The following is a 14,909-nucleotide window of genomic DNA, read 5'->3' as shown; positions in this document are numbered from 1 at the left end:
CGAGCACTGGGGGAGAATTTTGGTGAAGATTGAGCTGACGCTCGCAGCGTTCAAGACTGTCTATTCCGGAACGTCGCTGTTCCTGGTGGGCGAGGACGTCCTTCCCACCGTTAGAGACGTGTTGGGCACAGATGTTCGGTTTGTGGTCCTTGGGGCGGATGGCTGCATTTATGAAGCCAATGAGCACCCAAGCGGCCTTGACACGCGCCGGGCCCCTGTGGGTATGGCCATTGGGCTTCGTGGCATCCTGGCAGGCCGTGACACGATCGCTGCCGCCAAGGCGTGGGATGACCATGCCCACAAGCAGAAAATGTTCGAACCCGCCCCCATTAAGACCCTGTCAGGCATGAAGGGACGGATCAGGCTTGATGCCGTACGTTTCATGCTGGATTGTAAGACGCGGGAAAGTGCTGACCTCCAGGCCCAAATGGCCCAGAAAGAAGCTGGTATGTCTTACTTGCGACGCAAGAATGAAGGCCTGCTTCTCAATATGGAGAAAGCCCGCAGGATGATCCGCGGTGCAGGCTTTGGCTTACAGCACATTGCCGCCGAATTACCCGTAGGGGACGAGACAATCGGGCCGGGTGGTACCATTGATACTACCCATTTCACGCAGCTATTGCCGGCAGATTCGGCAGGCTTGTGGGCTGTATCCCTTTATGCTGTTGCATCTGTGGAAAGTACTCGTGGTACTGATGGAAGCCTCGAGGTGCGCGTGGTGCGCGCGAGCGACGGGTTATGCCTTGCGCATGACACAAAGTCCTACTCCATCATGGAAGGCTGGCTGCAGTTTGATCTCAGCGACGCCTGCAGTACCATCATGGGCGACGCCTTTTTGGAGGTGTCATGGAGCGGCAATGAGGCAGGCGCGCCGCTATTGGCGCTGGCTGATGTGACCGCGGACCGGTTCGGTGATGATAATGGCCGCACCCTGGCCCTCAGGCTGATGAAAGGTTTTGCGGATCCCGTCGACGGCGCGGAAAGCGAAGGCGGTTACAGCCTATCTCCTCTTTTGCGGCATTCAGTTTCGGCTATTGAGTTGCAGCGCCGCGCGGCATGGGCTTTTGATGACCTGATCGCCGAATTGCCTACAGACGGTTCATTGCTTTCCATGGGCATGAGGGAAGGATGGCTTCAAACCCATCCACACGAAAAAGGGCCTTCAGGCGCCAGGTTTGCGGGCGCATTGTTGGCCGGGGTCGCTGAAGTAAGCGTTTCTGCGCAGACCGCGCACGAAAGGGGGCCTGCCGCTGTCTATTCCGTGCTGGCAGTGGAACATCTGGACGGAGAAGACGCCCAGGCACGCAGCCGCAAGGTTCTTGAATTTCTATCAGGGGATGGTGACCTTGCAGGTGTGCATGCTGTGCAGCGTCTTGTCGCGCCCATGCAGGCACTCTCGCTGACACTGCAGCTTGAACGCCCTCTTGAGCGGCGGGCAGATCTCTATCTGGTGGTTGAAATCCCGGACGGCAACCCAGCATTTGGCTGGTGCCGTTGGTCTGATCTTGAGATTGGCCTGCCCTGGCCGGAACAGGATAGCGACCTAGCCCCGGCCCTTGGGGGCGGGTCAACGGCCCTGCGCCTGCGGTCACTGAAATTCCCGGCTCTCGCAGGACGGATTGAATTTGTATCCGGTGCGAAAAAACTGGATGAGCTGACGAAAAGCCTTGGCTTTTCACCGCTGCTTGTCAGTGAGGAAACCGGTAGTCTGCAAACACATCCACTTCAGGACCAGCTTTCTGCTGCGATGCTGGAGGGCGGGGTTCCGACGACTGCAATTCGCGTGGCCAGCGAGGTTGAAACTGCGCACGATGCTGCGCCAGCTTTTCTTTATGTTTTGGCGGTCGTGTCCCCGAGCGTGAGCGAAAAAGCACGAGCTATTCGCAATGTCATGTCCCGCATTGATGCGCAGGACCCCTCAACCTGGCAAGGTGTTAACAGTCGCAAGACGGTGCAGTGGCAGGCGATGGTGCTGTATGCCCGCCAGGCAGCGACTATCGAGATTGAACTGGCGCTTGAACTTGACGCGCCAGGCGATGTGGTTTTCGCCGTCAAGCCGGCTGGGGAATCTGTCAGTTATGGCTGGTGCCGCTGGTATTCGCTGAACATCACAACCGCGCCCGAGGCGCAAGTCGTGATCGGTCAAGCGGACAATGGCTGACATTACGGCAGATAATGTGGCGGAGGCGCCAGCACGGCATGGCACCATTGGTGTTGTGATCCCCGGGTATGGCCACCCCCAGTTCCTGTCGGAAGCGATTATCAGTGCCTGTACGCAAGATATCGACCAGCCCGTGCAGGTTGTGGTGGTGGACGATGGCTGCCGGTTCCCTGAAACGGGAAAGGTGGTTGCCAACCTGATGGAACGCTTCCCAGGTGTGCTCTATTACCTGCGGCAGGAGAATACGCGCCTGCCTGGGGCAAGAAACGCTGGTGTTCGGTTTCTGATGTCTATTGTGTCCGACCTGGACGCTATCTTCTTTCTTGATGCAGACAATCGCCTGTCGCCTTATTCGTTGCGGCGTTATCGAGAGGTGCTGGGTGATGATCCGCTGGTTGGCTGGGCATACCCTGATATTTCCTTCATGGGCCTGACTTGGGGCGAAGAGGGTTTCGATACCCGCGAAACCGCGCCTCAGTACAGCAAGCTCAAGCATCTACTCGGCAATATCTCTGAAGCGGGCTCTTTGGTGCGTATCGATATGTTCCGTCAGGGTGTCTTCTTTGATGAGACCATGCGTTTTGGCTTTGAAGACTGGGACTTCTGGTTGACTGCGCTTGGTGCCGGGTATGTCGGCCGTCGGGTGCAGCATGCCGGTTTCCTGTATCGGCGTCGGCCAGAAAGCATGCTCGCGGATTCCCGTCGCCAGGAAGACGAATTGATTTCGAAAATGCGCCGCAAGCATGCGGCTCTTTTCACCCCGCGCCATGTGATGAGGCTGGAGCACTCTGAGGCGCCTTATTTTGCGCTTCTGTTTGCTGATTCAGATGATGTGATACTGACGAGCGACCCGCTTGGAGAGGGGCATTATCTGGCACGGAATGAATTTTATGCCCTTGTTCGCCGTTGGCATCATGACCGGAGAGAGTTTTTCTTCCCGGCCAGCATCGTGGTGCTGACCCAAGCGCAGTGGCAGCAATTGCAGGCACAGCCACAATATATTCGCTGGCTATTCTGGGCGCTCAAGGAGTTGCCAGGCACAATCCATCGCTGGCTGTTTGAAAGCAGACCGCGGCCTTATTTCGAAGGCCTGCCTGCAGATACGCCAGATATGGTGAACAGCATCCTGCATGTAACGGCTGAAGGATTGGCGGACCTGTTACGCGACGCGGCTGCAGACGAGGGCGCGGCGCTGCCTGAATTTGTTCCAGCTGTTTTCCAGACACCAGAGGCGCTTTTGTCCGGTGGCAGCAAGGAAGCCTACGCAAGCCTGTTTGATTGCCTTAAGGCGCTGGTGGCGGAGGCGCTACCGCAACGCGCGCGGGTGCGCCATGCTGGCCGACGTTTTGCGGGGCCCAGCGCACTAGCTTGCCGCAATGTTCTTGTGAATGACATCTGCGCCGAAGAACAGCGGAAGCCGTTTCCTACGGCCACGAACAGCAGTCGTACGCTTGTGGCGGTCGATCAGGATACCCTCGCGGACAGTGCGAAATGTGGTCACTTCGCCGAACTTCTCAAGCGCCTCAGAGACACGACAGACAGCATTCTTCTTGTTATTGAACGCGGCACCAAACGGGATCTTGAAAGCCTGCACCCAGACCTGTGGATGCCGCTCATCGAGGACCTGGTCATGCTGGACCGGGTGCCGAGCGGCCTTGAATACCGCATCTATCTGGGGCGCCGTATTTATAGCCTGTTTACACTTAAATCCAAGGAAGACGGCGCCATTCTGGCTCGTACCGTGGACCGGGTTATCACCATAGGAGCGGCCGCATTTCTTGAGGTGTTGGGGGATGCAAGGCAGCACGGTGTTAAAGGTTATGTGTTTTTTGACAGCATTTTTGCTGATGCCGGGCCGCTTGATTCAGAAGACAGTGCAAAAATTCTGGCATTTGAGCATGCGGAAGAGCTGGTCGTCTGCGACAATGATGCGATGTCAGGAGCACTATCGGCTCAGGGCTTCCCACCAGCCAAGTTTGTCAAGCCGCAGGAATTCTTTGATATGTTGGAAAGCCAGTGAGGCCAGTGTGACGTATCAGATGAACCGGCATATGTTGAAAAGCCACTCTATAGCTTTTATAGAGAGTCGGTCTTATTTGCCCGGCGTGGCATTTTTTTAGGGTACTTCATTGTCGACACCTTTCCGTATAAATTGCCTTGTGCCTGACCTTCCTGCCCCGCAAGAAGTTCTGCCGTTCTTGCAGGAAATGCATGAAAACCGCTGGTACTCAAACTTCGGGCCATTGGTGAAACGCTTTGAGGCTGAACTGACGGCATTCCTTGAGCGTGAAAACGGTGCCGAAGGCTGCCATGTGGCAACTTTTTCTTCTGCCACCACCGCGCTTGAGTTGGCGCTGAAGGCCATGAACCTGCCAGCCGGTTCCAATGTTCTGGTACCTGCGATTACTTTTCCTGCAACCGCCCTTGTGGTGATTAACGCTGGCCTTACCCCGGTCTTGGCCGATGTCGACAGGGAAACCTGGGAACTATCACCAGCAATTGCAAACGCGGCACTGGCGCAGGATGACTATGCGGCTGTCATTCCAGTTGCTGCGTTTGGCCGCCCTGTGGAATCTGTTGTATGGTCCGCCTTCCAGAAAGAGACGGGCGTGCCTGTCATTCTGGATGTAGCCGCCGCATTGGGACAGCAGGATATTCACAAAGACCTGACCTATTGCTTCAGCCTGCACGCCACAAAGCCTTTTGGTGTGGGCGAGGGCGGCTTGCTTGTCAGCGGCGATGAGGCGCTGATCACCCTAAGTCGGTCGCTTTCCAATTTTGGGTTCCAAGGGTCCGCCGGTGTCGTTCAACAGACAGGGACTAATGCCAAGTTCGCTGAATATTTCGCCGCAGTAGGCCTTGTGCAGACGGCGCGCTGGAAGGAAGTGTCGGGCCGTCGTCAAGCTGTGCTGGATCAGTATCTGGAAGGCCTGAAAAAGGTTGGCAACACAGTGACATTGCAGCAGGGAACCGGGGACTTCATTCCTGCAGTTTTTCCGGTATATGTACCGGGTAAGGCAGAGGCCCTTGTCGCCCGCATGAACCAAGCGAGCATTCAGACCCGGCGCTGGTATCTGCCGCCCCTTTATGACCATCCTGCGCTTGCGCATCTGCCATATGCCGACAAGGAAACGGATACACCGTTTCCAGCCAGCGAAGAGTTGCGGAACGGCCTTGTGGGGCTGCCATTCCATGCGTTTCTAAGTAACGAAGATATTGAAGAGATTTGCGACCTTGTCGCGGAGGTAGCTGCGTGAGTACCAAGCCTGAGCCGAAGTTGATTGACCGGATCAAGAAGTTTGACCGCAATGTACGGAACAAGGAATTCGACCAAGCCGTCAGGGCGCTTGAAGGCATCCTGCAGATTGTCGAACGCGGGTCGGAAGGCTTTGGCGGCGATATTGTGGCAAGTGGTCCCTTGATGGAACGTGAAGCGACCATTCTGGCGTCTGCTGTGACCTCCCTTTTGGCGGACGCAGACTTCAAAATGACCAACATGACATTCCGTTTCTTCACCCAGTTCAAGCGGGCGCTTATGCAGGTGTTTGAGGTGAGCGGCTATCGCGGCACCGATCATATGCTTGAGGTCATCGGAACAAAGGACCAGGATGGCAAATTCAGCTTCAAGGGTTTTGAGCTACCTAAATTGTTTGCAGGTTTGTCTATCAACTCACTGACGCCGCCCCTGTTGCAGCTGCTGAAGCGCCAAAGTCCGGACATTTCCTGGCCATTGGTGATCGGCTATTTGTCAGAGCAGTTGCTGTGGGACATGAAGGCCGAAAATGCCCGTTCGGAAATGTTGACTTGGAGCGATATCTGGAAAGATATGCCAGGGTCCGTGCAAAATGTTCGTAATCTAGGTCCTGCCTATATGGGGTGCAGTTATGCTGACGCCCGTCATAAGCACGAGATCAAGCGCGCCATGAACCGCATTACGCGCAGCTATCTTGAAAGTCGGGGCGTGACAGATGCAGACCTGCCAGCGGAGCGCCGCGCGGTCAAACGGCGTCCGACGGTTATCGTGATGGCGGAACTTTATGATTCCCATCATGCCATGCACCGCTGTTATGGTGGCGCCATCCGTTCGCTTAAGCGTGATTTCAAGACCATCTACATGTCACCGACAGGCGAGTGCGACAAGGCAATACATGAGATGTTCGACAAGGTGGATGACACCAAGTTCGACCTTAAGAAGCCTGAAGTTTTCATCAATAAGATGAAATCCTACCGCCCTGATATTGTCTATTATCCAAGCATTGGCATGCGTCTGGTCAGCATTCTTGCCTCGAACGTGCGTATTGCTCCGATCCAGATGATGACTTTCGGGCATCCGGCCACGACTTTCTCCCCGCACATTGACTATAGCATTCTAGTGGAAGGTCAGTTGGGGGCCGAAGACGTTATCAATGAGACGATATTGTATCGGCCATCTGCGCCGCGATGGCATCGTCGTCGCGATGCTGAGGATATCGCGCCCAATATCCGCAAGAAGCCAAGCCCTGTTCGGATTGCGGTCCCTGCTTGGTCGCGCAAGGTGACACCGCGGTTCCTTGCGGCTTGTGGCGAGATCAAAAAGCGATCCGAAGCTGCAGGCCGGTCGGTTGAGTTCCACTTCTTTCCCAACGGGGTGGGACCACTTTTTCAGGCAGTGGCTCGTCGGATCCAAGAAATGCTGCCAGCCAAGGTCTGGCCACGGACAGGCTACAATAAATATATCGCTCGCCTGAACAACTGTGACATTTTCCTCAGTTCCTTTCCGTTTGGAGCCACCAATGGCATCATTGATGCCGCGCTGCAGGGGCTGCCGGTGGTGAATCTGAAGGGCGATGAAGTCCACGCCAGGAACGATTCCGACATTGTTGCCAAATTCGAACAACCTGAATGGTTGAGCACGGATTCCGTTGAAGACTATATCAAGGCGGTTGTGCGGCTGGTGACCAACGACGAAGAGCGAGTGGCCATCAGTGAAGCTATTGCCAATTTCGACCACGAGGCTGGCCTGCTGGTGCCTGATGACGATCATAGTGAAGAGTTTGCAACTGTCGTGAACGCGGCTTATAAAAACCATGAAGCCATTCAGCAGTCGAACGATCACAGCTGGTCGTTCGAACGGTTGAAAGCAAGCCTTTCCGCCGAGAATTAGGCCCGGTAGAGAGCCTTGCTGGCTGCAGATGTGCGCTTCCGCCCAAAGTGGAAGTTGCGGAACAGGACTCGGGAGCGCCCATGAAAAACGCATCTGACTTTCCAGAAGGGCTTGTTATCGAGCACGCGAATTCGAAGACGATCTTCGAAAGTGACAATAATCTTTTCTGCCTGCTGACCATGAACAACCACCCGGTTCATACCAACGTGGTGCATGCCGAGGCCTCGCCTTTTGGCAAGGTGCTGGTTGTTGGAACGCTTGTGTTCAGCCTCGGTGTCGGTTTCACTGTCCCGGAATTCAGCTATCATTGCATCGCGAACCTTGGCTATGACAAGGTGATCCACCATGGGCCGGTTTTCATCGGCGATACATTGCGGGCTCGAACCACCGTAACGGGTAACCGTGTTAGTAGCTCAAATCCCGAAAATGCAGTGGTTTCGGTCAAGACGGAAGTCCTGAACCAGGACGATGTGATGGTATTGAGTTTTGAGCGTAGCGCGCTTTTCAAAGCGGGCTAGCAGCCAAAGAAAAGGGGGGTGCCATGCGCAGTGTTCTGTTTGTTCCGGCTCATCGCTACAACTATTTTGCCAAGGCCATAGCCACGGCGCCGGACATTATCGTATTCGACTTGGAAGACTCTGTTCCTGCCGGCCAAAGCAAGATAGACGCCCGGGAAAATATCGCACGCCTGCTCAAGGAGTCTGGCCAGGATATCCAGAGCCAGGTCTATGTGCGCATCAATGATATCGATTCCAACTTGATGTTCGACGAGCTTGAATTTTTCGTCGGTACGGCCGTTGACGGCTTCATGGTGCCAAAGTCCTACCGGGCCGAAGATGTTGAGACCGTGGCAAAGATGCTGACCTCGTTTGAGCGGCGGAAGGGCTGTGATCGGCCCTATGCATTGATGCCTCTTATCGAGACCGCAGATTCCGTTGTCAATGTGCATGAAATTGCCCGAGCCTCTGAAAGGGTTACGGGCTTGGCGCTTGGATCAGAAGACCTGTTGGCGGCACTTGGCGCTGTGGCATCCCCACATTATTACAACGTAATTGACCATGCGCGCTTTTCCATGCTGTTGGCCTGCCGGGCTGCAGGCATTATCGCAATCGACACAGTCTATATCGCCGTGCATGACTATGATGGCTTCAAAACAGTTGTCACAAAGACCAAGGAATATGGCCTTGATGGTGTGCTCTGCCTGAATCCCCAGCAGGTGCAGATTGCCAATGACATCCTGACGCCTTCCGATGAGGAATATGACGCGGCGCTTACCATTCTGAAAGCGGGTGAAGACACCAGCGACGGCACGCCGGTAAAAATGGCGGATAAAAAGTTCATTGGCCCCCCAATTGTTCTGCAGGCGAAGCGCGTGATCGAAAAATATGAAAGATACAAGGGCCCGAAAAATGGCTGACGCAAAACGTAAGCTGGTTATCTTCGGCGGGAATGGCGCGGGAATGATTGCCGCCTCTATTGCCGAGCGCTTCTACGAATACGAAATCCTGGGCTTTCTGAATGACAAGCTTGAAAAGGGTACCCTTGTTGGCAAGAACAAGCAGTTTCCGGTGTTGGGCGGCATTGCGGATTATGCCGGCTTCCTGAACCAGCCGGATGTGGATTTTTTCTTTGCCATATTTGGTATGTCCAACCCCGCCGGGACATGGGAGCTGTTGCGGTCGTTGGAAATTCCGGAAGACCGTTTCCCAACTTTCATTCACCCGCTGGCAGAAGTGCCAGAAGGCTATTGCAAGATCGGTTATGGCAGCCTTGTGTGCGCTCATGCAGCCTTGTCGGCTGATGTGACGCTGGCCCCGCATGTTTGCCTTATGGTCGGCAGTTTCGTGGGCCATGATACGTCAGTTGGCTCCTTCACTCATTTCGCCACCAATGCAGTTGCGGGCGCCAGCAATGAAATTGGTTCAGGCGTTCATATGGGGTCTAATTCGACCACGCGCGAATTTGTCACTATTGGCGATTGTTCCATGATTGGCGCAGGCAGCGTCATTCTGAAGTCCGTGGAGCCCTATTCCGTTATGGTTGGGAACCCAGCGCGTGTGATCAGGAAGAACAGCGCTGGTGACGCCTAATTTGCAGGCTCGTAACCTATGCGTTCCATAAATTCCGCCAGACATTCGTCAATTTGACTGATTTGCTCATTTGTGAGCAGGTCTTTATAGGAGCCTGTGCGTTTGGTGGTGATGGGGGCCCCGCGCATCAGATCAGACACCCACGGCTGGACCGGTGCTTCGTCCTTGGTCCTGGCGGCCATCAGGGTCGGGTGAATTCTCTTGGTTGGGCTCTCGGGGTCAAAATCGACCAGATTCAGTCCGGTAAAGGCGCGTAATTCTTCCATCACAACAGCAGGCTGTGAGACCAACTCTTCATATCTAACCCATTTGGTTGCTGCCTTGAATTCTTCGCTGAGGTCGCTTGCGAGGAGGACCTGGCTGTAGAAACCACGCATATGTTTGGCTATTTCAGGAACTGAATGGGTATTGAATGGATGATTTTGTCCTTGCGCGGCCATCTTTTTACCGACTTCAAGCATGGAGGCAATTGTGTCTCTTGGGTCCCGGATTGCTATGACGAACTTGCTTTCCGGCACAAGGTTCCAAAGGGTTGGGAACAACAATGTCAGGTGCGGCTGCTTTAGAACCAGAGACGTGGCGGGCGCATTTGTCGCGAGTGTGTGGCTCAAATAGCTGCGAATGATGGTAGAGTGATATTCCTTCATGGCGGCTTTTGAACCGAAGCTGAGTTCATTTTCGCCGTCGAAATTCTGCTCCATAAATTGGACCGCGAGCAATAATTGTCGCAGGCTTCGGCATTCACCAATATACATATTGGTTTCCTCGCCTGAACAGAGCGATGTCGCAAGAAGAGACGTGCCAGAACGCTGGGAACCACCGACGAAGATATATGCCATTAACAGTCACCTGACTTGTTGTTTCCGGTTCCTTAGCAGCGATAGCCCCCTCGTGCAACTGTCGCGCGTTGGTTGATTGATGCGTCACCGGTCTTGTTTGGGAGACGGGTGGCGTGCGCACATTAGGCCCTTGGCAGGCATGCCAAAATACGCGATAAGGGCGCCAGCTTAGATGTTGGGGAAAGAACCATGGCAGGTTGGCAGCCAAAAGACGGATATGTGTTTGTTGTGACATACGGGCGTTCGGGCTCGACGCTACTGCAGACGGTCCTTCAGTCGATCGACGGCTACTTCTTCCGTGGTGAAAACAATAACGCCATCCTGCCCCTGTTCCGCAGCTTCAAGCGTGTGAAGGGTGCCCTTGAGGAGCATGGCTACCGTGAAATACCGGAGCACGGCCCCTGGTTCGGCGCTGACAAGTTCAACCCAGACCGTTACGCGCAGAAACTTCTGCAGGTGTTCCTTGAGGAAGTTATCCAGCCACCCAAGGATGCCCGCGTGGTGGGCTTCAAGGAAATTCGCTTCAACGAAACCGGCCCCATCGAGTTTGTCGATTTGCTGAATTTCATGGCTGAGCATTTCAAGCCCGCCAAGTTCATTTTTAACATGCGCCGGTGGGAGGATGTATCCCAGTCAGGGTGGTGGAAAGACTATGAACCCGAAAAAGTGCGGCGCGAGGTGGAAAAGAACGACCGTCAATTCCTGGCTTACGCGGAAGAACATCCTGAGCGGTCCTACCTGATGCGGTATGAGGACTATTCGGGCAAGCCCGAGCAGTTCGAAGGCCTCTTTGAATTCCTGGGTGAGCCGTTTGACCTTGAGAAAATGCAGGCAATTTCGGAACGGCGCCTCAAGCACTAGGCTTCAGGCGTTTGCCAGTCCGTTCAGGTTTTGGGCGCAGCTTTCACGTCCTTCGGGTCATAACCGAAATAGTCATAATCGATGGCATAGGCTTCGGCGACCAGGGCTAAGGCTTCATCTGTCAGGAAGTTTTCCGGGGTCAGCCATTCTGCGTGTTGGCTCAGTTCCACTGACGACAAATGCGCTGCGTCAGGCTTGGCCTCGGTGCCATATTTGGTCACGTTGGTGCGTGCCTCCGGGGCGGCCATGCCATACTCCCTGTTCAGCCATTCAATAGCCTTGCCGAAGCTCTCCAACTGGAATGCATGGTCATACTTAAAGTCCCAGTCAAGGAACCTGAAAGGAACCTGGGTGTTCCAGTGGTTGTTCAGTTGCGGCTCGCCTTTTGTCTCGCGGGCTTCGGCCACGTCGTCGCGGATGTGGGTCAGGAACTCGATAAAGCTGAGGCCTTCGTAATTCTTGATGGCAGCGCGTGGCGGGATGCCTTTCCAGGTTTTGTAGGCCTGTTTGGAGAAATGCTCCAGCTTCATCGGCGCGTCAATTTGGCGGTTCTGGTAGCGGACAAATTTGTTGATATAGGCGCTCAGCGCCCGCGTCGCCGGGTGACGGGATACCACGACAGACTTGTAACCGCCCCGTTCGATCATGTTTTTGGCGACAACATGGTCCACATGATAGCCTTCGCCTTTCAACCAGGCACGGGCATCCTTGTAGGGTGTTTTTTCTTTTACATAGCCTGGCTCAAGCCCAAGCGCCCCATGGGTGAACCAATGCACCAGGCTGGTACATGCCACCTTCGGAGACCAGAATAGAATAAGCTTTTTCTTGTGGTCGACATACGCTTGACGGGACATGGCGGTACTTTCAGATCCTGCCGTTAAAACATGGTGGAGGTGTCTGCCTCGACACCGGCCAGAAAGCCCTTCAGCCTGGCTTCGTTCAGGCGTTGGCGTTCCTCAATGGCTTCCTGTGGCACACCGTTGGCCTTACCCCAGCGGCTGTCGTTCTTATTGATGGCGGCCAGTGTCTTCGCAAGATGCTTTTCATTCTTGATCAGTTCATAGCCGAAAAAGTGATTGAAGAAGGCGCTTTCCGTCATGTTGCGCTCATAAGTCTCTTCCGGGCCGAAATCGTGGGAGTGGAAGACAACTGCCTGCGCCGCATAGACTTTGCCGTAGCCTGCTTCGATAATGTCATAGGCCCACAGCTGATCTTCGCCAAACTTAGTGCGCCTGTAGGGGATATCTTTCCAAACTGATCGGCGCATGCAGCTGTTGTTGTCGCTGTAGAAATGCAGAAGCTGCATCCATTGCGGGTCCTTGTCACTGAACCGGGAGCGGTTTGTGTCGCGCGACAGGTAAATTGGCTGGCTTGTCAGCATATCGAAATGCGCGTTCAGGTCTCGTTTTGTGAAGGGGCTGGCGTCAGGCCAGGGCAAATGTTTGCCAAAGGCGCCAGCAGCATTCGGGAAATGCTCAATTGAAGTCACAAGGTTGAACAGCCAGCGGTCGTTTGCGGGCAGGGCGTCGTGCGTTAGAAAGGCGATAAACTCGCCGGACGTCAGTTCCACCCCTAGGTTACGCGTGTCCCCGTGGTTGAAATCCTTCTTGTCGATCTGGTGCAGCTTCACATCCGGATAACGGCTGACGATATCAAGCGTTTCATCGGTTGAGCCACTGTCAATGACCAGAATTTCATATGGCCAGGGTGCCCGCTGGGCACACGTGGCAGCCAGCACCCGGTCCAGGATTGGTCCTGCGTTCAGGGTTGGGATTACCACCGACGCCTTGGTGGCGGTATCTGCATCTTTTGCGGCACTGTCGGCCGTGTCTGTTCCGTGTTCGCGCAGGCGATCAACCAGCGCTTCCTCAACAAGGTCAGCAGACGCAGGCCAGGAGAATTGCGTCACCCACTCCTGTGCCGCTTCGGCTTGTGCCTTGCGCTTGGTTTCATCGCGTAGCAGGGCTTCGATGCTGTCTGCAATCTTCACCGGATCGGGGTCCGCCAGAGACACGGTAGCATCCGGGAATATGCAGCTTGTGTTCTCCCCCTTCAGTTCCACGATCGGCAGGCCGCAGGCCATCATTTCCTGCGGTACCAGAGAATAGTTGGTAGCGGAAAAGACCACACCAATATCCGCGCGTTGGAAAATGCCGGCAAGTTCACGGTGCGTTGCCACACCGTGGTCGACAAACGGGAAGGGGGCCGAGCTGAATGTTAGCTTGGCGCCAAAGAAATCAACTTCGAAGGCAACATCCCGTTTCGCCAGTTCTTCCAGCGCCAGCATCGCCAGTTCAACTGCTCGCCGGGCTGTGAAATGGCGGGCGTAAAAGGCGATGCGCGGCACATCATTTTGCCGGGGCGCGGTGGGCGGTGTGTATATATTCTTGTCGGCGGCCAGCCAGAAATGGCTTGCCCAGCGGCCATACTTTTCCTGCATCAGGCCGGACAGCCATGGCCCGGCGCAGATGCAGTCCATGTCCTCGTGGTAGGTAGCTTCAGCGGCCAGGTAAGACGACCCCATGGGGTGGAAGCTGGGTTCATAATCCTGCACGAAGTAGAAGCGCCGTTTGAAGTTTGTGGGCGTCAGCGTTGGCCATACTGTCCAGCAATCGGTGGCGATAATGGCATCGCCCTTGGCATCCTTGAAGCTGTCATCCAGAAGGCGTACCTCACCAGCAAAATGCTGGAAGTGTTTGACGATGTCGTCATAGGCACTTTCAGCCGTTTCGTGCATGGTCGGATTGTTGATCCAGATGGTTTGCTTGTGCCCCTTGAGTTCCAGGTAATGGGCCATGCGGAAGATGGTCATATGGCCACCTGCTCCGGCGGCAAAATCCGGGATCACCCAATGGATGTTCATTTCCCTGGAGTTGAACTCCAGGCTTTCTGGCGCCAGCGCGCGGCGCTCGAAATCCACCATGTTGCGCAATTGTTTTGGCAGCGGCAGTTTGGTGTCCTTGGCCTGCGTGCCGGAGATCGCCACGGTACCGCTCGGTGCCGGGTAACGCCGCTTTTCCTTTATGCCGACATTCAGATAATGCCACAGCGGATCTACCTTTTGCGGCTCAATGTCCTCATTTTCAGCAAAGTAGATTTCCGGCGAAAAGTCCTGCGCGGGCCAATGGCCCATGGCCACGCCCTTGCGAATATAGAAAGCCAGGGGGTTTTCCTTGCCGACAAGGTCGCCGTAATTGTCCATATACCAGCGTGTATGGAAACAGGGGTTGGGGTTCCGGCCCTGTTTTGCGCCCTGGAGCATGAAGTGCATCAATGCGTCCTGATGCTGGTGCCACAGATCAGTGTGGAAGTTTTTGTACCAGTCGCTGCAAAACAGTCCCGACTTTGCGATCAGGTCCATGTCTGCCGCCATATCGGCGAATTTTTCCTGCTCGAACCTGCGGGGCATGGCGACACGGCCTTTTTGCTGGCCTTCTTCAAGGAATTCCCGAAGGGGTTCGCGCTTGGCCTTGGCTACGTCCGGATTGAATTTGAGATAAAGCGGTACCGAGAACTCTTTGGACGGACTGCGGTCTTTCCGCCAGGCGTGCCTGGCATAGTGGACGGCGGCAGGGCCCGGAAATCGCCTTGCGGCAGGTGAGCGTCCCGTGTACCAGAGCTGATCGAAATATGGGTTTGGGTTGTAGCCCTTCTTTTCTCCAACACGAACAAAATGCTCAATTGGCGAATAGCCGGATGTTGCGACATCTTCATAAGTGGCGACATACCAGTCAGCCTGGAAAAGACCGGTTTCTCGAAGCGCTTTGATATCGCCTTTTACTGTACGAGGCAGGAATTTGAGTTTCTTTAACATT

11 protein-coding genes are annotated in these 14,909 nt (G+C 54.9%); 8 read left to right on the top strand and 3 right to left on the bottom strand.

Annotation, left to right across the window (positions count from 1 at the left end; all coding sequences use genetic code 11):
* Window positions 1-22 precede the first annotated feature (22 nt).
* The 7 genes from KORM41_RS14760 (at window position 23) to KORM41_RS14730 (ending at window position 9,394) form a co-directional block, all read left to right on the top strand.
* Window positions 23-2,161 carry a DUF6212 domain-containing protein gene (locus KORM41_RS14760; protein ID WP_231727285.1) on the top strand — a complete coding sequence of 713 codons (2,139 nt, stop codon included), beginning with the start codon at window positions 23-25 and terminating at the stop codon, window positions 2,159-2,161.
* Window positions 2,154-4,181: a glycosyltransferase family A protein gene (locus KORM41_RS14755; RefSeq protein ID WP_068149734.1), complete on the top strand. Its 2,028-nt coding sequence runs from the start codon at window positions 2,154-2,156 to the stop codon at window positions 4,179-4,181. Before KORM41_RS14760 ends, KORM41_RS14755 begins: the two co-directional genes overlap by 8 nt.
* Window positions 4,182-4,290: 109 nt before the next feature.
* Window positions 4,291-5,418 (top strand): DegT/DnrJ/EryC1/StrS family aminotransferase, encoded by a 1,128-nt coding sequence (locus tag KORM41_RS14750; RefSeq protein WP_156431996.1) that lies wholly within the window; start codon window positions 4,291-4,293, stop codon window positions 5,416-5,418.
* Entirely contained in the window at window positions 5,415-7,304 is a 1,890-nt protein-coding gene (locus KORM41_RS14745; protein WP_068149727.1) for a tetratricopeptide repeat protein, read from the top strand. The genes KORM41_RS14750 and KORM41_RS14745 overlap by 4 nt, the downstream gene beginning before the upstream one ends.
* A gap of 80 nt (window positions 7,305-7,384) precedes the next feature.
* Entirely contained in the window at window positions 7,385-7,822 is a 438-nt protein-coding gene (locus KORM41_RS14740) for a MaoC family dehydratase (protein ID WP_068149724.1), read from the top strand.
* Window positions 7,823-7,845: 23 nt separating this feature from the next.
* Entirely contained in the window at window positions 7,846-8,721 is an 876-nt protein-coding gene (locus tag KORM41_RS14735) for an HpcH/HpaI aldolase/citrate lyase family protein (protein ID WP_068149721.1), read from the top strand.
* Window positions 8,714-9,394 carry a PglD-related sugar-binding protein gene (locus tag KORM41_RS14730; RefSeq protein WP_068149718.1) on the top strand — a complete coding sequence of 227 codons (681 nt, stop codon included), beginning with the start codon at window positions 8,714-8,716 and terminating at the stop codon, window positions 9,392-9,394. Before KORM41_RS14735 ends, KORM41_RS14730 begins: the two co-directional genes overlap by 8 nt.
* Here the strand turns inward: KORM41_RS14730 and KORM41_RS14725 are convergent.
* The gene (locus tag KORM41_RS14725) at window positions 9,391-10,233 is read right to left on the bottom strand and encodes a sulfotransferase family protein (protein WP_082719960.1); all 843 of its coding nucleotides are present in this window, start codon (window positions 10,231-10,233) and stop codon (window positions 9,391-9,393) included. The genes KORM41_RS14730 and KORM41_RS14725 overlap by 4 nt on opposite strands.
* Window positions 10,234-10,422: 189 nt before the next feature.
* On the opposite strand from KORM41_RS14725, the gene KORM41_RS14720 reads away from it, so the two are divergent.
* Complete coding sequence (locus tag KORM41_RS14720) at window positions 10,423-11,094, top strand: sulfotransferase (RefSeq protein ID WP_068149712.1); 672 nt, start codon at window positions 10,423-10,425, stop codon at window positions 11,092-11,094.
* 23 nt (window positions 11,095-11,117) lie between these two features.
* Here the strand turns inward: KORM41_RS14720 and KORM41_RS14715 are convergent, their stop codons facing one another.
* Together KORM41_RS14715 and KORM41_RS14710 are read right to left on the bottom strand one after the other, a co-directional pair.
* Window positions 11,118-11,948, bottom strand: a complete 831-nt coding sequence (locus KORM41_RS14715; protein ID WP_068149707.1) for a sulfotransferase family 2 domain-containing protein — start codon at window positions 11,946-11,948, stop codon at window positions 11,118-11,120.
* Window positions 11,949-11,971: 23 nt separating this feature from the next.
* A complete protein-coding gene (locus KORM41_RS14710) occupies window positions 11,972-14,908 on the bottom strand; it encodes a rhamnosyltransferase WsaF family glycosyltransferase (RefSeq protein WP_068149705.1) in 2,937 nt (978 codons plus the stop codon).
* Between the last annotated feature and the right edge of the window lies 1 nt (window position 14,909).

The sequence above is a fragment of the Kordiimonas lipolytica genome, from assembly GCF_001550065.1.
The sequence above is the reverse complement of the archived record's forward strand: the minus strand, read 5'-3'. Positions and strand labels throughout refer to the sequence as shown.